Source organism: Micromonospora sp. NPDC004551, from assembly GCF_040609975.1.
Taxonomy (GTDB): Bacteria; Actinomycetota; Actinomycetes; order Mycobacteriales; family Micromonosporaceae; genus Micromonospora.
The window spans coordinates 72651-91783 of record NZ_JBEXLM010000003.1 but is presented as its reverse complement, the minus strand read 5'-3'; the positions used below and the strand labels follow the sequence as shown (position 1 = coordinate 91783).

The 19133-nt window shown below is 73.2% G+C and carries 18 protein-coding genes; 7 read left to right on the top strand and 11 right to left on the bottom strand.

Annotated elements, in window-relative coordinates; translation table 11 throughout:
• Window positions 1–18: 18 nt before the first annotated feature.
• From ABZW14_RS05820 to ABZW14_RS05805, 4 genes are all read right to left on the bottom strand, one after another.
• Window positions 19–978, bottom strand: a complete 960-nt coding sequence (locus ABZW14_RS05820; protein ID WP_355340428.1) for a VWA domain-containing protein — start codon at window positions 976–978, stop codon at window positions 19–21.
• The gene (locus ABZW14_RS05815) at window positions 975–1961 is read right to left on the bottom strand and encodes a DUF58 domain-containing protein (protein ID WP_355340425.1); all 987 of its coding nucleotides are present in this window, start codon (window positions 1959–1961) and stop codon (window positions 975–977) included. The genes ABZW14_RS05820 and ABZW14_RS05815 overlap by 4 nt, the downstream gene beginning before the upstream one ends.
• Window positions 1958–3007 (bottom strand): MoxR family ATPase, encoded by a 1050-nt coding sequence (locus tag ABZW14_RS05810; RefSeq protein ID WP_355340422.1) that lies wholly within the window; start codon window positions 3005–3007, stop codon window positions 1958–1960. The genes ABZW14_RS05815 and ABZW14_RS05810 overlap by 4 nt, the downstream gene beginning before the upstream one ends.
• Window positions 3008–3202: 195 nt before the next feature.
• Window positions 3203–3742: a hypothetical protein gene (locus ABZW14_RS05805; protein ID WP_355340419.1), complete on the bottom strand. Its 540-nt coding sequence runs from the start codon at window positions 3740–3742 to the stop codon at window positions 3203–3205.
• Between the two features lie 300 nt (window positions 3743–4042).
• Here ABZW14_RS05805 and ABZW14_RS05800 point away from each other — a divergent pair, with 300 nt between their 5' ends.
• Window positions 4043–5005, top strand: coding sequence for an endonuclease/exonuclease/phosphatase family protein (locus ABZW14_RS05800; protein WP_355340416.1), 963 nt, complete (start codon window positions 4043–4045; stop codon window positions 5003–5005).
• A 3-nt stretch (window positions 5006–5008) separates the two neighbouring features.
• Here ABZW14_RS05800 and cimA read toward each other — a convergent pair whose 3' ends face one another.
• Window positions 5009–6589, bottom strand: a complete 1581-nt coding sequence (cimA, locus tag ABZW14_RS05795) for a citramalate synthase (protein ID WP_355340413.1) — start codon at window positions 6587–6589, stop codon at window positions 5009–5011.
• A gap of 308 nt (window positions 6590–6897) precedes the next feature.
• On the opposite strand from cimA, the gene ABZW14_RS05790 reads away from it, so the two are divergent.
• The 4 genes from ABZW14_RS05790 (at window position 6898) to ABZW14_RS05775 (ending at window position 9288) form a co-directional block, all read left to right on the top strand.
• Window positions 6898–7458 carry a peroxiredoxin gene (locus tag ABZW14_RS05790; RefSeq protein ID WP_151463499.1) on the top strand — a complete coding sequence of 187 codons (561 nt, stop codon included), beginning with the start codon at window positions 6898–6900 and terminating at the stop codon, window positions 7456–7458.
• Window positions 7459–7460: 2 nt separating this feature from the next.
• Window positions 7461–7991, top strand: coding sequence for a carboxymuconolactone decarboxylase family protein (locus ABZW14_RS05785; protein ID WP_355340410.1), 531 nt, complete (start codon window positions 7461–7463; stop codon window positions 7989–7991).
• Window positions 7992–8080: 89 nt separating this feature from the next.
• A complete protein-coding gene (locus ABZW14_RS05780; RefSeq protein WP_355340407.1) occupies window positions 8081–8491 on the top strand; it encodes a PRC-barrel domain-containing protein in 411 nt (136 codons plus the stop codon).
• A 68-nt stretch (window positions 8492–8559) separates the two neighbouring features.
• The gene (locus ABZW14_RS05775) at window positions 8560–9288 is read left to right on the top strand and encodes a tyrosine-protein phosphatase (protein WP_355340404.1); all 729 of its coding nucleotides are present in this window, start codon (window positions 8560–8562) and stop codon (window positions 9286–9288) included.
• 68 nt (window positions 9289–9356) lie between these two features.
• Here the strand turns inward: ABZW14_RS05775 and ABZW14_RS05770 are convergent, their stop codons facing one another.
• Both ABZW14_RS05770 and ABZW14_RS05765 read right to left on the bottom strand, forming a co-directional pair.
• A complete protein-coding gene (locus ABZW14_RS05770; RefSeq protein ID WP_355340401.1) occupies window positions 9357–10454 on the bottom strand; it encodes a branched-chain amino acid aminotransferase in 1098 nt (365 codons plus the stop codon).
• Window positions 10455–10661: 207 nt separating this feature from the next.
• Window positions 10662–11693 (bottom strand): 3-isopropylmalate dehydrogenase, encoded by a 1032-nt coding sequence (locus ABZW14_RS05765; protein ID WP_355340398.1) that lies wholly within the window; start codon window positions 11691–11693, stop codon window positions 10662–10664.
• 222 nt (window positions 11694–11915) lie between these two features.
• Here ABZW14_RS05765 and ABZW14_RS05760 point away from each other — a divergent pair, with 222 nt between their 5' ends.
• Window positions 11916–12788 (top strand): FAD:protein FMN transferase, encoded by an 873-nt coding sequence (locus ABZW14_RS05760; RefSeq protein WP_355340395.1) that lies wholly within the window; start codon window positions 11916–11918, stop codon window positions 12786–12788.
• A gap of 334 nt (window positions 12789–13122) precedes the next feature.
• The gene (locus ABZW14_RS05755; RefSeq protein ID WP_355340392.1) at window positions 13123–13479 is read left to right on the top strand and encodes a hypothetical protein; all 357 of its coding nucleotides are present in this window, start codon (window positions 13123–13125) and stop codon (window positions 13477–13479) included.
• Between the two features lie 60 nt (window positions 13480–13539).
• On the opposite strand, the gene serA is transcribed toward ABZW14_RS05755, so the two are convergent.
• From serA to ABZW14_RS05735, 4 genes are all read right to left on the bottom strand, one after another.
• Window positions 13540–15138, bottom strand: coding sequence for a phosphoglycerate dehydrogenase (gene serA / locus ABZW14_RS05750; protein WP_355340389.1), 1599 nt, complete (start codon window positions 15136–15138; stop codon window positions 13540–13542).
• Between the two features lie 364 nt (window positions 15139–15502).
• Window positions 15503–16516 carry a ketol-acid reductoisomerase gene (gene ilvC, locus ABZW14_RS05745; RefSeq protein WP_355340386.1) on the bottom strand — a complete coding sequence of 338 codons (1014 nt, stop codon included), beginning with the start codon at window positions 16514–16516 and terminating at the stop codon, window positions 15503–15505.
• Between the two features lie 57 nt (window positions 16517–16573).
• Window positions 16574–17089: an acetolactate synthase small subunit gene (gene ilvN / locus ABZW14_RS05740; protein WP_046563652.1), complete on the bottom strand. Its 516-nt coding sequence runs from the start codon at window positions 17087–17089 to the stop codon at window positions 16574–16576.
• The gene (locus tag ABZW14_RS05735; protein ID WP_355340383.1) at window positions 17089–19017 is read right to left on the bottom strand and encodes an acetolactate synthase large subunit; all 1929 of its coding nucleotides are present in this window, start codon (window positions 19015–19017) and stop codon (window positions 17089–17091) included. Before ABZW14_RS05735 ends, ilvN begins: the two co-directional genes overlap by 1 nt.
• Between the last annotated feature and the right edge of the window lie 116 nt (window positions 19018–19133).

Genomic DNA, 19133 nt, shown 5'->3' with positions numbered 1-19133 from the left:
TCGTCCGGTCCTTGCTGGTCAGGGCAGCCGGGAGAACCACCGCAGCGATCCGGCGGCGGCCCCCATGGCGAGGACCAGCCCGAGGCCGATGAAGCGGGCCGAGATGTCCTGCCGTTCCTTGCGGTAGCCCACCGAGGTGCCGATGTCCTCGTAGACGGCACGCAGCTCGGCGCTGGTGGACGCCTCGTGGAAGCCGCCCCCGGTCTCCTCGGCGACCGCCTTGAGGGTCTGCCCGTCGACCGGCACCTGGATCGCCCGCCCGCCCCGGTCGACGGAGCCGGACGCGGTGCCGAACGAGATGGTGTGCACCGGCACCTTGGCCGCCACCGCCTGGCCGGCCGCCTCCATGGGGTCCATGCCGGACGTGTTCGCGCCGTCGGACAGGATGATGATCCGCGCCGGCGGCGGGTCCTTGGCGGCCTTGGCGTCCAGGCTCTTGACCGCGCCCAGCGAGGTGCTGATGGCCTCGCCGATGGCGGTGCCCTGGACCCCGGTGATCCCCTCGGCCAGCCGGTCGACCCCTTCGTGCAGGGCCTCCCGGTCGGTGCTCGGCGGCACCAGCACGGCCGCGCTGCCGGCGAACGCGACGAGCCCCACGTTGAACTCGTCGGGCAGCCCGTCGACGAACCGGCGGGCGGCCTCCTTGGCGGCGGTCAGCCGGTCCGGGTCGACGTCGCCGGCCAGCATCGAGGTCGACACGTCCACCGCCACCATGACGGTGGCCCGTTCCCGGGGCACCCGTACCTCGGCGTTGGGCCGGGCGAAGCCGACCACCAGCAGCGCCAGCATGGCGAGGAAGAGTCCCGCCGGGACGTGCCGGCGCCAGGCCGGCCGCTGCGGGGCGACCCGGTCCAGCAGCCGCAGGTTGGTGAAACGCACCGCGTACCGGCTCTGCCGGCGCTGCATGGCCAGGTAGCCGACGACCAGCCCGGCGACGCCGAGCAGGAGCCAGAGGCGGGCGGGCGACTCCCAGGTCACGCCGCACCTCCCCGGGCCGCGGCGGGCGCGGCGGCGAGCCGGCGCTGGGCGTGCACGTGCCGGACGATGTCGGCGCTCCAGTCCCGGTCGGTACGCAGCGCCAGGTGCGTCGCACCGGACCGGCGCAGCGCGTCGCGCACCTGCTCGCGCTGGGCGGCGGCGGCCTGGGCGTACCGCTCGCGCAGGCCCGGGTCACCGGTCCACACCTCGCGCCGGCGGCCGGTCTCCGGGTCGACCAGGGTGACCAGCCCGACGTCGGGCAGCTCCAGCTCGCGCGGGTCGGTCACCTCGACCGCCAGCACCTGGTGCCGGACGGCCAGCCGGCGCAGCACGGCCTCCCAGGCCGGGGCGGCGTCCGGATCGTCGGCCAGCCCGTCGAGGAAGTCGGAGACGACCACCACGAGCCCGCGCCGGGTGGCCATCCGCTGGAGCCCGTCCAACCCGTCGTGCAGGCCCGGCGTCACCGGGTGCCCGTCGGTGCGCGGCGCGCCCAGCAGGGCGCGGAGCAGCCCGAGCAGGTGGGTACGCCCGCCGCGGGCCGGGAACCGGCGGATCCCGTCCGGGGCGAGCACCTGGCCGCCGAGGCGGTTGCCGACGCCGGCGGTGAGGAAGCCGACCGCCGCCACGGCGGCCACCGCCAGCTCCCGTTTGTCCAGTGTGGCCGTGCCGTACTCCATGCTGGGGCTGGCGTCGACCAGCAGCCAGGTGGTCAGCTCGCGGTCGGCGTCGACCTCGCGTACGTGCGGGACGGTGGTCCGGGCGGTCACCGCCCAGTCCATCCGGCGTACCTCGTCCTCGCCGGGCCGGTACTCCCGGCTGCCGGCCGCCTCGCTGCCGGGGCCGGGCAGCAGGCCGCGGTACTGGCCGTGCAGCAGCCCGTCGAGCCGCCGGGTGACGGTCAGTTCCAGCCGGCGCAGGCGCTGGTCGGGGGCCAGGTCGGCCAGCCCGGGGTCGGGCGCGGTGGGTGCGTCCCGGCGCCTCATGCCGCCGCCAGGTCCGCCGCCGCCTCCGGATGCCCGGTGATCACCCGGGGCGGCGGGACCGCCTCGACCAGCCGGCGGACCAGCGCCTCGGCGGAGACCCCGTCGGCCACCGCGTCGAAGGAGAGCACCAGCCGGTGGGCCAGCACGTCCACCGCCAGGTCCCGGACGTCCTCCGGGAGCACGTAGTCCCGGCCGCGGATCAGCGCCTGCGCCCGGGCCGCCGCCACCAGCCCGAGGGTGGCCCGGGGACTCGCGCCGTACGCGAGCAGCGGCGCGATCTCGGCCAGCCCGAACCGCCCGGGGTCCCGGGTGGCGAGGATGAGCCGGACCACGTACTCGGCGAGGGCGTGGTGCACGTAGACGTCGGCGGCGCGCCGCTGGAGTTCGCGCAGCCGGGCCGGGTCGAGCACCGGGCGCGGGGTCGGCCGCTCGGTGCTCATCCGGTAGAGGATGGCCAGTTCGTCGGCGTCGCTCGGGTAGTCGACGACAACCTTCATGAGGAAGCGGTCGCGCTGCGCCTCGGGAAGCTGGTAGACGCCCTCCGACTCGATCGGGTTCTGGGTGGCCAGCACCAGGAACGGGTCGGGGACCGGCCAGCTCCGGCCGCCGATGGAGACCTGCCGCTCGGCCATCGCCTCGAGCAGCGCCGACTGCACCTTGGCCGGGGCCCGGTTGATCTCGTCGGCGAGCACCAGGTTCGCCATGATCGGGCCCAGCTCCACATCGAACGCCTCGGTGGAGGCCCGGTAGATACGGGTGCCCACGATGTCCGAGGGGACCAGGTCGGGGGTGAACTGGATCCGGGAGAAGGTGCCGCCGACCACGGTGGCGAGGGTCTGCGCCGCGAGGGTCTTGGCCACCCCCGGCACGCCCTCGAGCAGGCAGTGGCCGTCGGCGATCAGTGCGGTGAGCAGCCGATCGACGAGGCGATCCTGCCCGACGATCACGCGTTTGACCTCGAAGAGGGTCTGTTCCAGCTCGACGCCGCTCGCGTCGGCATCGACCGGGCTGGGCACGCTGGCCAGGGTGTCCGAGATGTCCGTCACGGTGCTTGCTTCCCGTGCCGGCGTGCAGACAAACGTCGGATTATCGGCCCCTCGGCGACCGTTCCCGGGCCGGATCGGGACGACTCCCCCGGCCGGTCCGCAACGGCGCGAGCGGGTGCGGGCCGGGGCAGACCGGGGCAGGCGGGTACGGCGGCCGGCCCCCACCCGGGAGTGGGGGCCGGCCGCCGGCGGGGATCAGTTGGCGATGAGCAGGTGGAACGGCCGGTCCGCGTACCCGCCGCTGGAGCTGCGGGTCTGGACGAAGACCGCGTTCGGGATCAGGTAGCGGGGCGCCACCGCCACCTCACCCGCCGGTGGAACGTTCGCCGCGTCGTTCGTGCCGATCGTGGCGTGCAGACCCTTGAGGTTGACCGCGTAGTCGAGCGTCACCTGGTACTGCCCGGCGAACTGGCCCGGCGTGGAGGGGGAGAACTTCGTGGCGCTCACGACGTTCGGGGAGTGCTGGAGCAGGGTCCCGTTGGCGCCGACCACCGCCCAGGCGACCAGCCCGGGCGCCGGCGCGGCCAGGGTCGCCCGCAGCGCGGCCTTCGCGGCCCGGGTCTCGGCGGCGGTCACCGCGGGCTGGTGACCGGGCTGCCGGACACCGGGCTGCGCGACACCGGCCGGCGCCTTCGCCGCCGGGTGGGCGGCGGCCGCGATGCCCCCGCCGGCCAGGGTGAGGGACAGCGCGGCGAGGGCCACCACCGTCGCCTTGCGCTTGAGGAATGTGGCCATGACAGATCTCCCTTTTGTGACCGTGGTGATAGGGCCGGCCCGCGTGCAGGCACGGGTCGGATGGATGCGGCACGGGAGCCAGGCGCAGTTCTGAGCGCACCATCAGTGTCGAGCTACCTGGCCTTTGAACTGGTATTACTACGGAGAGTCGCGACGTCTCGACCAGGTGGAAACTAGCACCGGAAAATGTGGACGGTCAATAGCTCACATTTGCATTGCCGCTACTGAAAAATGCTTTCGATAATTGTGAGAGTTCGGTGCCGGACCATTCGTGAAACCGGGGCGTGTAGCGTGACGGTCATGATCACGAGGGGGCGGCTCGCCACGATCGCGTGCTGGCTGGCGGCCGTGCCCTTCGCCGCCTGGGCGGCGCTCCGGCTCGCCGGGCTGGAACGGGGGCCACTGGTCCAGATGGTCGCCTTCACGCCGTACGTCGCCGCCGCCGCGCCGGCCGCCGTGGTGGTGGCACTCGCCCTGCGGCGCCGCGCACCCGCGGTGGTCGCGGTCCTCGCCGCGCTGACGCTGGTCGCCGCGGTGGCGCCACGGGCCGTCCACGACGACCGGCCCGCGGTGGACGGGCCGGTGCTCCGCCTGCTCACCGCCAACCTGCGCAAGGGCGGCGCGGATCCGGCGCGGCTGGTCGACCTGGTCCGGACGCACCGGGTGGACGTGCTCACCGTGCAGGAGTTCACCCCGGAGATCGCCGCCGAGCTGGACCGGCTCGGGCTGGCCACCCTGCTGCCCTACCGGACGCTGAATCCCGAGGTCGGCACCACCGGTTCCGGCCTGTACGCGCGCCACCCGCTCAGCGGCACCGGGTTCCGGCGCAACCAGGGCTCCTTCTTCAGCCAGGCATACGGGACGGTGGCGGTGCCGGGCACGCCCCCGCTACGGGTCGAGTCGGTCCACCCGGCCGCCCCGGCCGTGGTCGGGTGGGTGCCGAACTGGTGGACCGACCTGCGGGCCCAGCCACCGGCCACCCCGGAGGGCGGGTTGAGCGTGCTGGCCGGCGACTTCAACGCCACCCTCGACCACGCCCCGCTGCGCGACCTGATCGCCAGCGGCTACGTGGACGCCGCCGACGCGGCCGGCGCCGGGCTCTCCGGCACCTGGGGTCCCTACGACGGTGACCCGATCCCGCCGGTCACCATCGACCACGTGCTGGCCGACCGGCGCATCGCGGTGCGGGCGGTCAGCGTGCACGCCGTGCCGGGCAGCGACCACCGTGCCGTGCTGGCCGAGCTGCGGCTGCCGGCCGCGTGAGGCTCAGACGCGGGCCCGGTCCAGGCCGTAGGTGAGGGCGTCGACCAGCGCGTGCCAGCTCGCCTCGACCACGTTCGGGTGGACGCCGACCGTGGTCCAGTCACGGCCGGCCCCGGCGGTCTCCACGAGCACCCGGGTCACCGCGCCGGTGCCGTGGCTGCCCTCCAGGATGCGCACCTTGTAGTCGGCCAGCTCGAACTCCCGCAGCTCCGGGTAGTGCCGGGCCAGCGCCACCCGCAGCGCCTCGTCCAGGGCGTTGACCGGACCGTTCCCCTCGGCGGTGGCGATGACGCGCTCGCCGCGTACCCGGATCTTGACGGTGGCCTCGGAGACCACCGCGCCGTCCTCGCGGTGCTCGACCAGCACCCGGTAGGACTCCAGCGCGAACGGCCGGGCCGGCGCGGCATCCGGCAGCTCGGAGCGGACCAGCAGCTCGAACGAGGCGTCGGCGGCCTCGAACGACCAGCCGCCCGCCTCCAGCTCCTTGACCCGGCTGGTGACCTTGGACAGGGCGTCCGGATGGCCGGCCAGATCCAGGCCCAGCTCACGGCTCTTGAGCTCGACGCTGGCCCGGCCGGCCATCTCGGTCACCAGGATCCGCATGCCGTTGCCCACCACCGAGGGATCCACGTGGTTGTAGAGCAACGGGTCGACCTTGATCGCGCTCGCGTGCAGCCCCGCCTTGTGGGCGAAGGCGGCGGCCCCGACGTACGCCTGGTGGGTGTCGGGGGCGATGTTGGCGATCTCGGCGATGGCGTGCGAGACCCGCACCATCTGTTCCAGGCAGCCCTCCGGTAGGACGGGCATGCCGAGCTTGAGCTGGAGGTTGCCCAGGATCGCGAAGAGGTCGGCGTTGCCGGGGCGCTCGCCGTAGCCGTTGGCGGTGCCCTGGACGTGCCGGACGCCGGCCTCGACGGCCGCGATCGTGTTGGCCACCGCGCAGGCCGTGTCGTTCTGGGCGTGCATGCCGAGCACCTCCGGGGCGATCCCGGTGCGCGCGGTCAGGTCGGTGATGGCGGCGGTGACCTGGGAGGGCAGCATGCCGCCGTTGGTGTCGCAGAGCACGAACCGCTCCGCCCCGGCGGCGAGCGCGGTCTCCGCCACCGCCGCCGTGTACGCCGGGTCGTACCGGTAGCCGTCGTAGAAGTGCTCGCCGTCGACGAAGACCCGCCGCCCCTGCGCCACCAGGTACGCGACCGTGTCGCGGATCATCGCCAGGTTCTCGTCGGCGGTGGTGCGCAGCGCCCGTTCGACGTGCCGAAGGTCCGCCTTGGCGACCAGCGCCACGGCCGGGGTTCCCGCGTCGAGCAGCCCGCTCACCTGCGGGTCGTCCTCGACCGCGACGCCGGCCTTGCGGGTGGCCCCGAACGCGACCAGGATCGCGTACCGCAGCTCCAGCTCGGTGCGGGCGCGTCGGAAGAACTCGGTGTCCTTCGGCACCGCGCCCGGCCAGCCGCCCTCGATGAAGCCGACCCCGAGGTCGTCGAGCAGGCGGGCCACCGCCAGCTTGTCGACCACCGAGTACGTGAGCCCCTCGCGCTGGGCGCCGTCGCGCAGCGTCGTGTCGTACACCTGGAAGGTCATGGGAGTCCTCTTCTCGGACGGGCGGGGAGCAACAAAAAGACCCCCCGCGGATGCGGGAGGTCTGCGCGCTCGGCGAGGGGGAAGGCCGGCGCGCTAGCTGCCAATAATCAGGACGGAGCTGGTCACGGTCCGTACTCTGCCACCCCGCTCCGGGTTTTGGGAGGAGAAACCCACATCGCGGGACGGACCGGTGATCGACTTAACAGGTCACCTGCCCGGCGGCGGGCGCGAACCGGGCTCCGGCAACATCTGGAACAGATCCAGTTACCGGCCCGGCGTCGTCGCCGGGCCGCCGTCAAGGAGGACCCGTGCTCACTGTCGGTGACCGCTTCCCCGAGTACGAACTCACCGCCTGCGTCTCGCTCGACGCCGACAAGGCGTTCGAGACGATCAACCACAAGACGTACGAGGGCAAGTGGCGCGTCGTCTTCTTCTGGCCGAAGGACTTCACCTTCATCTGCCCGACGGAGATCGCCGAGTTCGGCCGTCTCAACGGCGAGTTCGCCGACCGGGACGCCCAGGTCCTCGGTGTCTCCGTGGACAACGAGTTCGTCCACTACGCCTGGCGCAAGGACCACCCGGACCTGCGCGACCTGCCCTTCCCGATGCTCAGCGACATCAAGCGTGAGCTGACCGCGGACTGCGGCGTGCTCGGCGAGGACGGCGTGGCCCAGCGGGCCACCTTCATCGTGGACCCGGACAACGAGATCCAGTTCGCCATGGTGACCGCCGGCTCGGTCGGCCGGAACGTCTCCGAGGTGCTGCGGGTGCTCGACGCCCTGCAGACCGACGAGCTCTGCCCGTGCAACTGGAACAAGGGCGGCGCCACCCTGGACGCCAACGCGCTGCTCGCCGGCGCCGGGGCCTGAGCATGGGTCTGGACGCGGTCAAGGCGGCCCTGCCGGAGTACGCCAAGGACATCAGGCTCAACCTCGGCTCCACCATCACCACCTCGACGCTGAAGCCCGAGCAGGCCTGGGGCACCGCCCTGGCCTGCGCGGTGGCGGCCCGCAACCCGGTGGTGCTGCGGGAGATCGCCGCCGAGGCGGCCGGTCACCTCACGCCGGAGGCCGTCGAGGCGGCCAAGGGCGCCGCCACCATCATGGCGATGAACAACGTCTACTACCGGGCCAAGCACCTCATCGGCGACGAGCAGTACGCCTCGCTGCCGGCCCGGCTGCGGATGCAGATCATCGCCCGGCCCGGGGTGGAGAAGGCCGACTTCGAGCTCTGGAGCCTCGCCGTCTCGGCGATCACCGGCTGCGGTGTCTGCCTGGAGTCGCACGAGAAGACGCTGCGCGCCTCCGGGTTCAGCCGCGACCAGGTGCACGAGGGGCTGCGCATCGCGGCCGTCGTGCACGCCGCCGCGGTGGCCCTGGACGCGGAGGCCGCACTGGCCTGAGCCGGCCGGGTGTATCGATCTTCGCATCCGGGTAGCAAGGGATACGACAGGCACATCCCCCAGAAGTCGAGATAGGGAGTGTTGACGCCATGGAGCGGCTCGACCCTCGAACGACCCACGGGACGCCGGATGCGCGTTTCGATCCGTGGAGCTACCGGGACGACGCCGGGGTGACCGGTGTCGACCTGGTCGGCTACAAGGTGGAGGCGAGTGACGGCGGAATCGGCAAGGTGGACCGGGCCAGCCACGAGGTGAACTCCAGTTTCCTCGTGGTCGACACCGGGCCGTGGATCTTCGGCAAGAAGGTCATGCTGCCGGCCGGCACCGTCAACCACGTCGACCACGACGAGCGGAAGGTCTACGTCGACCGGAGCAAGGACCAGATCAAGGCCGCGCCCGAGTACGACGAGACCACCGACACGGACCCGGCGTACCGGGACAAGCTCGGCGGTTACTACGACGACACCTACTCGTCGATCCCGCCGGGCACGGCCCGGTAATCGGAGACACCTGTAACCAGCGGCCGGCGGGGCACATCGTGGCCCCGCCGGCCGTTACCGTGTCAGGGATGGACGCCCTGGAGACCCCCTTTCCCGCGCTGTTCAACTTCCGCGATGTCGGCGGCTACCGCACCCGGGACGGGCGCACCGTCCGGCACCGCCGGCTCTACCGTTCCGACTCGCTGCACCGCATCGACGAGACCGACCGGGCCGCGTTCACCGCGCTCGGCATCCGCACCGTCATCGACCTGCGCCGCCCCACCGAGGTGGCCCGGGACGGCCGGGTCCCGGCCTACGACGGGCTGACCTACCGGCACATCCACCCCGAGCACCAGGACTGGGCCGAGCGGATGTACGAACCGGGCAGCGACCTGGCGCGCTACCTCGCCGACCGCTACGCCGACCTGGCCCGCACCGGCACCGCCGGGCTGGCCGAGGCGGTCGGCCTCATCGCCGACAGCGCCAACGCACCCGTCGTGGTGCACTGCGTCGCCGGCAAGGACCGCACCGGCATCGTCTGCGGGCTCACCCTGGCCGTGCTCGGCGTGCCCGACGACGAGATCGCCGCCGACTACGCGCTCAGCACCGTCGCATCCGAGCGGTTCAGCGCCTGGGTCCGGGCCACCCTTCCGGACGCCGAGGAGCCCCCACCGCCGTTCCTCGCCTCCCCCGCCGAGGCGATGATGCTCTTCCTCACCGAGCTGCGCGCGGGCCACGGCTCGGTCGAGGGCTACCTCCGCCACGCCGGCGTGACGGACGAGCAGCTCACCGCGCTCCGCACCCACCTCCTCGACTGACGGGGCGGAACGCGCGCACGGCCGGCGCCGTGGAACGGGCCGGCCGTGCGGGACGTGCGGGTGGACGGTCAGAGAACGCGGGTGACCCAGCCGTGCCGGTCCTCGGCGCGGCCACGCTGGATGTCCACCAGCTTCTGGCGCAGCGCCATGGTGGAGCGGCCCGGCTCGCCGCCGCCGATCAGGAACTCCCCGTCCGGGAAGCGCACCCCGCCGATCGGAGTGATCACCGCGGCGGTGCCGCAGGCGAACACCTCGCGCAGCCGCCCGCTGGCGGCGTCGGCCTGCCAGTCGGCGAAGCTGACCGGCCGCTCCTGCACCTTGTGCCCCGACTCAGCGGCCAGGGTGAGGATCGCGTCGCGGGTGATGCCCGGCAGGATGGTGCCGGTCAGCGGCGGCGTGACCAGGGTGTCGTCGTCGTAGACGAAGAACACGTTCATGCCGCCCAGCTCGTCGACGAAGCGCCGCTCCACCGCGTCCAGGAAGACCACCTGGTCGCAGCCGGCCTCGATGGCCTCGGCCTGGGCGGCGAGCGAGGCGGCGTAGTTGCCGCCGCACTTGGCCGCGCCGGTGCCGCCGGGTGCCGCCCGGGTGTAGTCCGGCGAGACCCACACCGTGACCGGCTTGACCCCACCGGCGAAGTACGCCCCGGCGGGCGAGGCGATCACGCAGTAGAGGTACTCGTTGGCCGGGCGGACGCCGAGGAAGACCTCGCTGGCGAACATGAACGGGCGCAGGTAGAGGCTGGCGTCCTCGTGCTCCGGGATCCAGGCCTGGTCGATCTCGACCAGCCGGCGCAGCGACTCGACGAACGTCTCCGCCGGCAGCTCCGGCATGGCCAGCCGGTGCGCCGAGGCGGCGAAGCGGGCCGCGTTGGCCTCCGGGCGGAACATCGTCACCGACCCGTCTCCGGTGCGGTACGCCTTCAGCCCCTCGAAGATCTCCTGCGCGTAGTGCAGGACCGCGGCGGCGGGGTCCATCGGGATCGGTGCGCGTGCCTCCAGCCGGGCGTCGTACCAGCCCTTGCCCTCCGCGTAGCGGATCGTCACCATGTGGTCGGTGAACACCCGGCCGAAGCCCGGGTTCGCCAGCAGGGCGGCCCGGTCGGCGGCGGTTACCGGCGCGGGATTCGGACGGATCTCGAAATCGAGCTTGTCACCACCGCTCATCGCGCTGACCTCCCTGCGGGTCCACGGCATGCGGGATCGCACGCCGACGTCACTGGTGCCAGAAACTTACCCCGAACGGTCGTTCAGCGGATAGCTCCGCCCCGGCACATCGGGCGCACCGGAAGGGCGGCCCGGCCGGGACCGGTACGGGAGCGGGCCCGGGTACGGGTCTGGCGGCCCGGATCCGGGCCGATCGTGACGGCCCGGTCAGGCTACGGCGTGGCCGGCGAGGCGGTCGCCGACCTCCTCGGTGCGCATCGGCGCACCCGGCGTACGCCCGGCCAGCTCGGTGGCGACCGCGGCGGTGACCCGCGCGGCGGCGTCGGCGTGGCCGAGCTGGTCGAGCAGGAGCGCGGCGGAGAGCACGGCGGCCACCGGGTCAGCGGTCCCCCGGCCGGCGATGTCCGGCGCGGAGCCGTGCACGGGCTCGAACATCGAGGGGTAGCGCCCCTCCGGGTTGATGCAGCCGCTGGCCGCCAGCCCGATGCCGCCGGTCACCGCGGCGGCGATGTCGGTGAGGATGTCGCCGAAGAGGTTGTCGGTGACCACCACGTCGTAGCGCGACGGGTTGGTCACCAGGAACATCGCGGCGGCGTCGACGTGCTGGTACTCCGTGGTCACGTCGGGGAACTCGGCGGCGACGGCCGCGAAGGCGCGCGACCACAGCGAGCCGGCGTGGGTGAGCACGTTGGTCTTGTGCACCAGGGTGACCTTGCGCCGTTCCCGGCGGCGGGCCCGGGCGAACGCGTCACGGATCACCCGCTCGACGCCGTGCCGCGTGTTCAGGCTCTCCTCGGTGGCCACCTCGGCCGGGGTGTCCCGGTGCAGGGAGCCGCCGGCGCCCGCGTAGAGGCCCTCGGTGCCCTCGCGGACCACCACGAGGTCGACCTCGCCGGGCTTGACGGCGGCCAGCGGGCCGGCGACGCCGGGCCAGAGCCGGGAGGGGCGGAGGTTGACGTACTGGTCGAAGGCGAAGCGGAGCTTGAGCAGCAGGCCCCGCTCCAGCACGCCCGGGGGCACGGTCGGGTCGCCGACCGCGCCGAGCAGGATGGCGTCGTGCCCGGCCAGCTCGTCGAGGACCGAGTCGGGCAGCACCTCGCCGGTGCGGTGGTAGCGTGCGGCGCCGAGGTCGTACTCGGTGGCCTCGACCCCGGGGAGCACCGCGTCGATGACCTTGCGGGCCTGCCCGACCACCTCGGGTCCGATGCCGTCCCCGGCCACCACCGCGATGCGTGCCACCTGCGCTCCTCACCTCGTCGCTCTGGCGCAACCGTACGTCGCCGTCCCGGCTCCCGGTACGCGTCTTCCACTATTCGGGAAAGCCGGATGCACAGGACTCTCCCAGGTGGCATTCATGGTGCGGTCATGTCCACTGCTTAGGGTCGGTGGCGACGGGGTCGACGGGGGCCCGTGACCGGCTTTCGCCGCGGCGCTGCGGCGTGGTCAGCGAGGAGCAGTGTCATGCCGATCGAGGAGCAGCGGCGGGCCCGCTGGGCGGACGAGCAGCCCCGCACGCGCTGGATCGACCAGTCGGCCTTCCGCCACCGCCGCCCCGACCTGCGCCTCGGTACCCGCAGTCACCGCGTGGAGCGGGCCGGCGGCACCGCCGGAGACCGGATCAGCGTCCGGCACACCGTCCGCACCTCCACGGCGGAATACTCGCTGCTGCTCAACGCGCCCGAGTGGCTGGGCCGCCGGGGCGTCGGCGAGGCGCTCCGGGACGCGGTCGCCGAACTGCGCGCCGTCGACCTCACCTACGGGCCGAACCAGCCGGACAGCCTCGTGTCGAAGCTGCGCCGGGGCGAGATCAGCCCCGAGTCGTACCCGCCGCTGGCCGACCTGGTGGACCGCTGCGCCGCCATGCGGGCGGCGACCGACGGGTGGTTCGACGCCTGGGCGGTGCCGGGCGGCTTCGACCCGGGCGGCCTGCTCGGCGGGTGGGCGGTGGAGCGCGCCGCCGCCCGGCTGCGCGCCGCGGGCGTACACGACTACGCCGTGCTCGCCGGGGCCGACCTCACCGTCCGGGGCCACGCCGCGCACGGCGGCCCGTGGCGGGTCGCCGTGCACCACCCGACCGACGGGCAGCGGGCGCCGCTGGTGCTGGAGATGACCGCCGGCGCGGTGGGGACCTCCGGGGTGACCGGGCGGCGGGGGCACGTGGTGGACCCGCACACCGGCGAGCCGGCCGATCAGCTGGTCGCTGCCACGGTGGTCGGCCCGGACCTCGCGGTGGCCGACGCCTACGCCACCGCCCTGTACGCCGCCGGCCCGGCAGGGCTGGCCTGGTTCCGCAACGGCTCGGACTACCGGGCGCTCTTCGCCCACCGGCGCTGACCGCGCGGCGCGCCGCCCCGCCTTCGCATCCGGGACGCGTCCGCGATCGGCCCCCACGGTCTCGGCAACGACCGTGAGGGCCGGTCAGCGACGAGTGCGCGTGGCTCGCGCAATCGAGGGGTGCGGGCCGGTGGGCCGGTGGGCCGACCGCGCCACCCGAAGACGGGCCGGAGTGTCGACTCAGCCAGTGACCGCACGGGTACGCTAGCGAATCGACGCAACTCGACGCAAGAGTCTCCACAGCGGACCGTCAAGCGTCCTGTCGGCAATCCGCGAGCCGACCCGTGGCGGGGCAGGTGTGACGGCGCACACCGGGGATGGCACGCTGTCCGCCGTGAGTTTCGATCTGAGCGTGTGGGCCCTGCCGGCCGGGGCCACGCCCGACGAGGTGCGGGCGGCGGTGCAGCGGTGCCGCGAGGGGCGGCACGGCGAGCAATATCCCGACCCGCGGGTGGTCGGCTTCTACCGGGCCATCACCGCCAGGTATCCCGACCGGCCGGCCGGCCCGGGCACGCCCTGGGAGGTGGCCCCGCTGCACGCGGCCGTCGACCACGTGGTCATGAACCTCTTCCCCACCTGCGCGGACGAGGTGCTGCTCGACATCGAGCGGCTGGCCGGCGAGCACGACCTGATGCTCTTCGACGCGCAGGACGGCTCGGTCTACCCGCCGCCGGCCCGCGTCGAGCCCTGACCTCGGGACACGGCGAGGGGCCCGGCCGTGCGGCCGGGCCCCCGATGCGTCGTGACCGGACTACTCGTCGCGCAGGTCGGCGGCGCTGGCCGCGACCGCGCCGATCGAGTCGGCCGCCGAGGTGAGCAGGTCCGCCCCGAGGGCCTGGTCGACGGTGAGCGTCATGAGCGTCTCGCCACCGGCCTCGCGGCGGGCCACCTGCATGGCGGCGATGTTCACGCCGGCCTCGCCGAGCAGCGTGCCGACGGTGCCGACCACGCCGGGCCGGTCGACGTAGCGCAGGAAGACCAGGATGCCCTCCGCGCCGATCTCCACGTCAAAACCGTCCACCTCGGTCAGCTTGAGCACGTCCCGGGTGCCGGTGTGGGTGACCGTGCCGGAGACGCTCACCGTCCGGCCGTCCGGCAGCGCGCCGCGGACGGTGACCAGGTTCGGGTGGTCGACGGTCTCGGCCTGCGTGGCGAGGGTGACCTCGACGCCCCGCTCGGCGGCCAGGTGCGGCGCGTTGACGTAGGTGACCTGCTCCTCCACCACCGAGCTGAACAGGCCCTTGGTGGCGGCGAGCTTGAGCACCGACACGTCATTGGCGACGACCTCGCCGCGCACGTCGACGGTGACGCTGGCGGCCACCCCGCCGGCCAGGGCCGTGAAGGCCCGGCCGAGCTTCTCGGCCAGCGGCAGCAGCGGCCGCACGTCCTCGGCGACGACGCCGCCGGCCTGCACGTTCACCGCGTCCGGCACGAACTCGCCCTGGAGCGCCAGCTTGACGCTCTTCGCCACGGCCAGGCCGGCCTTGTCCTGCGCCTCGTGGGTGGAGGCGCCCAGGTGCGGGGTGGCCACCACGTTGTCGAAGGCGAACAGCGGCGAGGAGGTGCAGGGCTCCTTGGCGTAGACGTCGACGCCGGCGCCGGCGACCCGCCCCTCGGCGATGGCGTTCGCGAGCGCCTGCTCGTCGACCAGGCCACCGCGGGCGGCGTTGACGATCCGCACGCCCGGCTTGACGACCGCCAGTTCCTTCTCGCCGATGAGCCCCACCGTCTCCGGGGTCTTCGGCAGGTGGATCGAGATGAAGTCGCTCTCCCGGAGCAGCTCCTCCAAGCCGACGAGCCGGACGCCGAGCTGCGCGGCGCGGGCCGGCTGGATGTACGGGTCGTACGCGATCAGCCGGGTGCCGAAGGCGGCGATGCGCTGCGCGAAGAGCACACCGATGCGGCCGAGGCCGACCACGCCGACGGTCTTGCCCTGGATCTCCACGCCGGTGTACTTCGACCGCTTCCACTCGCCGGCCTTCAGCGCGGCGCTGGCGCTCGCGGTGTTGCGGGCCACGGCGAGCAGCAGGGCCAGCGCCTGCTCGGCGGCGGACACGATGTTGGAGGTGGGCGCGTTGACGACCATGACGCCCCGCGCGGTCGCGGCCGGGACCTCGACGTTGTCCAGCCCGACGCCGGCGCGGGCGACCACCTTCAGCCGCGGGGCCGCCGCGACCGCCTCGGCGTCGATCTGGGTGGCACTGCGTACGATCACCGCGTCGGCCTCGGAGAGCGCGGAGAGCAGGGCGGGGCGGTCGGTGCCGTCCACGTGACGCACGTCGAAGTCGTGCGCGAGCACCTCGATGGCGGCGGGAGCGAGTTCTTCGGCGATCAGTACGACAGGATTCATCGGTCCTCGTAGACGCTCGGATTTTTGGTCGGCCTGGGGCGTCGGGACGCCGCTCTGCGCCCTGCGCCGGTCCGTGCCGTGGCCGTCGGGTGCCGCGAGCAGCACCCACCAAGGATGGTAGGGGTCGGTTCGCCCTCCGGGTCGCGGACCGCGGGGTGAGCGCCCTCACACAGGCTCGTCGCGCGTCCGTCACCCCGCGTTCACCCGGCGCGCGGGCCCGGGTGCGGCCGGCCGAGGCGTTGGTCACCCGGTCCCACCAGGTGAGCGGACCGCACCGGGGACCGTGGAGATGACGGCGGCCCGCCGCCCGACGCCGGGGAGAGCGTCGGGCCGCGGGCCGCGTCGGAGCTGCCCCGAGGCAGGGTCAGGCGGTCTCGGTGATCGGCCGGTCGACCCAGCTCATCATGGCGCGCAGCTTCTGCCCGGTCTCCTCGATCGGGTGCGCCGCGCCCTCGGCCCGCCACTTGGCGAAGTTCGGCCGGCCGGCCTCGTCCTCGGCCACCCACTCGCGGGCGAACTCGCCGGACTGGATCTCGCCGAGGATCTTGCGCATCTCCTCCTTGACCCGGGAGTCGATGATGCGGGGGCCGCGGGAGAGGTCGCCGTACTCGGCCGTGTCCGAGATGCTGTAGCGCATCCGGGCGATGCCGCCCTCGTACATGAGGTCGACGATGAGCTTCAGCTCGTGCAGGCACTCGAAGTAGGCCACCTCGGGGGCATAGCCGGCCTCGGTGAGCACCTCGAAGCCGGTCTGCACCAGCGCCGCCGCGCCACCGCAGAGCACCGCCTGCTCGCCGAAGAGGTCGGTCTCGGTCTCCTCGGTGAAGGTGGTGCGGATCGCGCCGGCCCGGGTGCCGCCGATCGCCTTGGCGTAGGCCAGGGCCAGGCCGAAGGCGTTGCCGCTGGCGTCCTGCTCGACGGCGACGAGGCAGGGCACGCCCTTGCCGTCGACGTACTGGCGGCGGACCAGGTGGCCGGGGCCCTTCGGGGCGACCATCGCCACGTCCACGTCGGCCGGGGGCTTGATGAGGCCGTACCGGATGTTGAAGCCGTGGCCGAAGAAGAGCGCCTTGCCGGCGGCGAGGTTCGGGGCGATCGCCTCGGCGTAGAGGCCGCGCTGGGCGGTGTCCGGCGCCAGGATCATGATGACGTCGGCCTCGGCCGCCGCCTCGGCCGGCGTGAGCACACGCAGGCCCTGCTCCTCGGCCTTCGGCCGGCTCTTCGAGCCGGCGGGCAGGCCGATCACCACGTCGACGCCGGAATCGCGCAGCGACAGCGCGTGGGCGTGGCCCTGGCTGCCGTAGCCGATCACGGCGACCTTGCGGCCCTGGATCAGGCCCAGGTCGGCGTCGTCGTCGTAGAACACCTCAACGCTCATTGACTTCCCTTTCGTACGGCGGTGCCCATCGGCCCGTCGAAATCTGGTGGGTGCGAATCAGGCGGCGCGCAGCGCCGGGCCGGCGGTGATCGAGCGGGAGCCGCGCCCGATGGCCACCGTGCCGGACTGGACCATCTCCTTGATGCCGAACGGCTCCAGGTCGCGCAGCAGCGCGTCGAGCTTGTCGGGGGTGCCGGTGGCCTCGATGGTCAGCGTGTCCGGCGCGACGTCGACCACCCGGGCGCGGAACAGGGCGACCGTCTCCAGCACCTGGCCGCGGGCGTTGCGGTCCGCGCGGACCTTGACCAGCAGCAGCTCCCGGGCCACCGAGACCTGCGGGTCCAGCTCGACGATCTTGAGCACGTTGACCAGCTTGTTGAGCTGCTTGGTGACCTGCTCCAGCGGCGACGACTCGGCGTTGACCACGATGGTGATCCGGGAGACGTCGGGGTTCTCGGTCTCCCCCACCGCGAGGCTGTCGATGTTGAACCCACGCCGGGAGAACAGCCCGGAGACCCGGGCCAGGACGCCCGGCTTGTTCTCCACCAGCACGGACAGCGTGTGCATCGTCATCAGAGTTCGTCCTCGTCGAAGGCGGGGCGGACGCCCCGGGCGAACATGATCTCGTCGTTGCTGGTGCCGGCGGCCACCATCGGCCACACCATGGCGTCCTTGCCGACCACGAAGTCGATGACCACCGGCGCGTCGGTGATCGCCATGGCCGCCTCGATGGTCTTGTCCACGTCGGCGGCGTTCTCGCAGCGCAGGCCGACGCAGCCGAGCGCCTCGGCGAGCTTCACGAAGTCCGGGATGCGGTGCTTGTGGGTGCCCAGCTCGGTGTTGGAGTAGCGCTCCCCGTAGAACAGGGTCTGCCACTGCCGGACCATGCCCAGGTTGCCGTTGTTGATGACGGCGACCTTGATCGGGATGCCCTCCAGGGCGCAGGTGGCCAGCTCCTGGTTGGTCATCTGGAAGCAGCCGTCCCCGTCGACCGCCCAGACCGTGGTGTCCGGCTTGCCGACCTTGGCGCCCATCGCCGCCGGGACGGCGTAGCCCATGGTGCCGAGACCGCCGGAGTTGAGCCAGGTGTACGGCTTCTCGTACGAGATGAACTGGCTGGCCCACATCTGGTGCTGGCCGACGCCCGCCACGTAGACGGTGTCCGGGCCGGCGATCTCGCCCAGCCGCTGGATCACATACTGCGGGGAGAGGGTGCCGTCGGCCGGCTCCTCGTAGCCCAGCGGGTAGCGCCCGCGCAGGTCGTCGAGCTGGTTCCACCAGTCGGCGAGGTCGGCGGCCGGCCGGGCCGCCTGCTCGGCGGTGACCGCCGCGATCAGCTCGTCGATGACGTGCCGGGCGTCGCCCACGATCGGGACGTCGGCGTGCCGGTTCTTGCCGATCTCGGCCGGGTCGATGTCGGCGTGCACGACGGTGGCGTCCGGCGCGAACGAGTCCAGCTTGCCGGTGACCCGGTCGTCGAAGCGGGCGCCCAGGGCCACGATGAGGTCGGACTTCTGGAGGCCGTAGACCGCCGCGACGGTGCCGTGCATGCCGGGCATGCCCAGGTGCTGCCGGTGCGAGTCGGGGAACGCGCCGAGCGCCATCAGGGTGGTGACCACCGGGATGCCGGTCAGCTCGGCCAGCCGGCGCAGCCCCTCGGTGGCGCCGGCCTTGAGCACGCCGCCGCCGACGTAGAGCACCGGGCGGCGGGCGCTGGTCATCAGCCGGGCCGCCTCACGGATCTGCTTGCCGTGCGGGTGCAGGGTCGGCCGGTAACCGGGCAGGTCCAGGGTGGGTGGCCAGGTGAAGGTGGTCGGCGCCTGGAGGACGTCCTTCGGGATGTCGACCAGGACCGGGCCGGGCCGGCCGGTCGAGGCCAGGTGGAACGCCTCGGCGAGCACCTGCGGGATCTCCTCGGCCGTCTGCACCAGGAAGTTGTGCTTGGTGATCGGCAGGGTGATGCCCTGGATGTCCGCCTCCTGGAAGGCGTCCGTGCCGATCGACGGGCGGGCGACCTGGCCGGTGATGGCCACCATCGGCACCGAGTCCATGTAGGCGTCGGCGATCGGCGTGACCAGGTTGGTCGCGCCCGGGCCGGAGGTGGCCATGCAGACGCCGACCTTGCCGGTGGCCTGGGCGTAGCCGGTGGCCGCGTGCCCGGCGCCCTGCTCGTGCCGGACCAGGATGTGCCGGACGGTCGAGTCGTAGAGCGGGTCGTACGCCGGCAGGATCGCGCCGCCCGGGATGCCGAAGACAACGTCGACGCCGAGCGCCTCGAGCGACCGCACCAGCGAGCCGGCGCCGGAGATCTGCGCGGGCTCCCGGTCGGTCGCGGTGCGTCCGTCCGCGCCGGCCTGCGCCGCGCGTCCCGCTACGGCCGGGGCGGCCGGCGCGGCGCCGGGGCGGGGGGCGGGGGCGTGGTCGGCGTCACCCGCCGGCTCGGTGGCCGGGCGGGCTCGCCGGACGGAGTGGGCGAGGGTCTCTGGCGTGGGTCTCGTCATGGCGGTTCAGGCCTTCGGCTGGAGTGGGTGATGCGTGTCTTCAGGATGGGACGCGGGCGTCCCGGCGATGGTCCGACGGCAACAAAAACGGCCCACGTGCAGATGCACGGGGCCAG

What these genes read in the sequence shown, in the direction of transcription:
- ilvC (WP_355340386.1), bottom strand. Translation starts at nt 16,516, where the DNA reads ATGAGCGTTGAGGTGTTCTACGACGACGACGCCGACCTGGGCCTGATC.
- ABZW14_RS05800 (WP_355340416.1), top strand. Translation starts at nt 4,043, where the DNA reads ATGATCACGAGGGGGCGGCTCGCCACGATCGCGTGCTGGCTGGCGGCC.
- ABZW14_RS05735 (WP_355340383.1), bottom strand. Translation starts at nt 19,017, where the DNA reads ATGACGAGACCCACGCCAGAGACCCTCGCCCACTCCGTCCGGCGAGCC.
- ABZW14_RS05770 (WP_355340401.1), bottom strand. Translation starts at nt 10,454, where the DNA reads ATGAGCGGTGGTGACAAGCTCGATTTCGAGATCCGTCCGAATCCCGCG.
- cimA (WP_355340413.1), bottom strand. Translation starts at nt 6,589, where the DNA reads ATGACCTTCCAGGTGTACGACACGACGCTGCGCGACGGCGCCCAGCGC.
- ABZW14_RS05775 (WP_355340404.1), top strand. Translation starts at nt 8,560, where the DNA reads ATGGACGCCCTGGAGACCCCCTTTCCCGCGCTGTTCAACTTCCGCGAT.
- ABZW14_RS05760 (WP_355340395.1), top strand. Translation starts at nt 11,916, where the DNA reads ATGCCGATCGAGGAGCAGCGGCGGGCCCGCTGGGCGGACGAGCAGCCC.
- ilvN (WP_046563652.1), bottom strand. Translation starts at nt 17,089, where the DNA reads ATGACGATGCACACGCTGTCCGTGCTGGTGGAGAACAAGCCGGGCGTC.
- ABZW14_RS05805 (WP_355340419.1), bottom strand. Translation starts at nt 3,742, where the DNA reads ATGGCCACATTCCTCAAGCGCAAGGCGACGGTGGTGGCCCTCGCCGCG.
- ABZW14_RS05785 (WP_355340410.1), top strand. Translation starts at nt 7,461, where the DNA reads ATGGGTCTGGACGCGGTCAAGGCGGCCCTGCCGGAGTACGCCAAGGAC.
- serA (WP_355340389.1), bottom strand. Translation starts at nt 15,138, where the DNA reads ATGAATCCTGTCGTACTGATCGCCGAAGAACTCGCTCCCGCCGCCATC.
- ABZW14_RS05780 (WP_355340407.1), top strand. Translation starts at nt 8,081, where the DNA reads ATGGAGCGGCTCGACCCTCGAACGACCCACGGGACGCCGGATGCGCGT.
- ABZW14_RS05815 (WP_355340425.1), bottom strand. Translation starts at nt 1,961, where the DNA reads ATGAGGCGCCGGGACGCACCCACCGCGCCCGACCCCGGGCTGGCCGAC.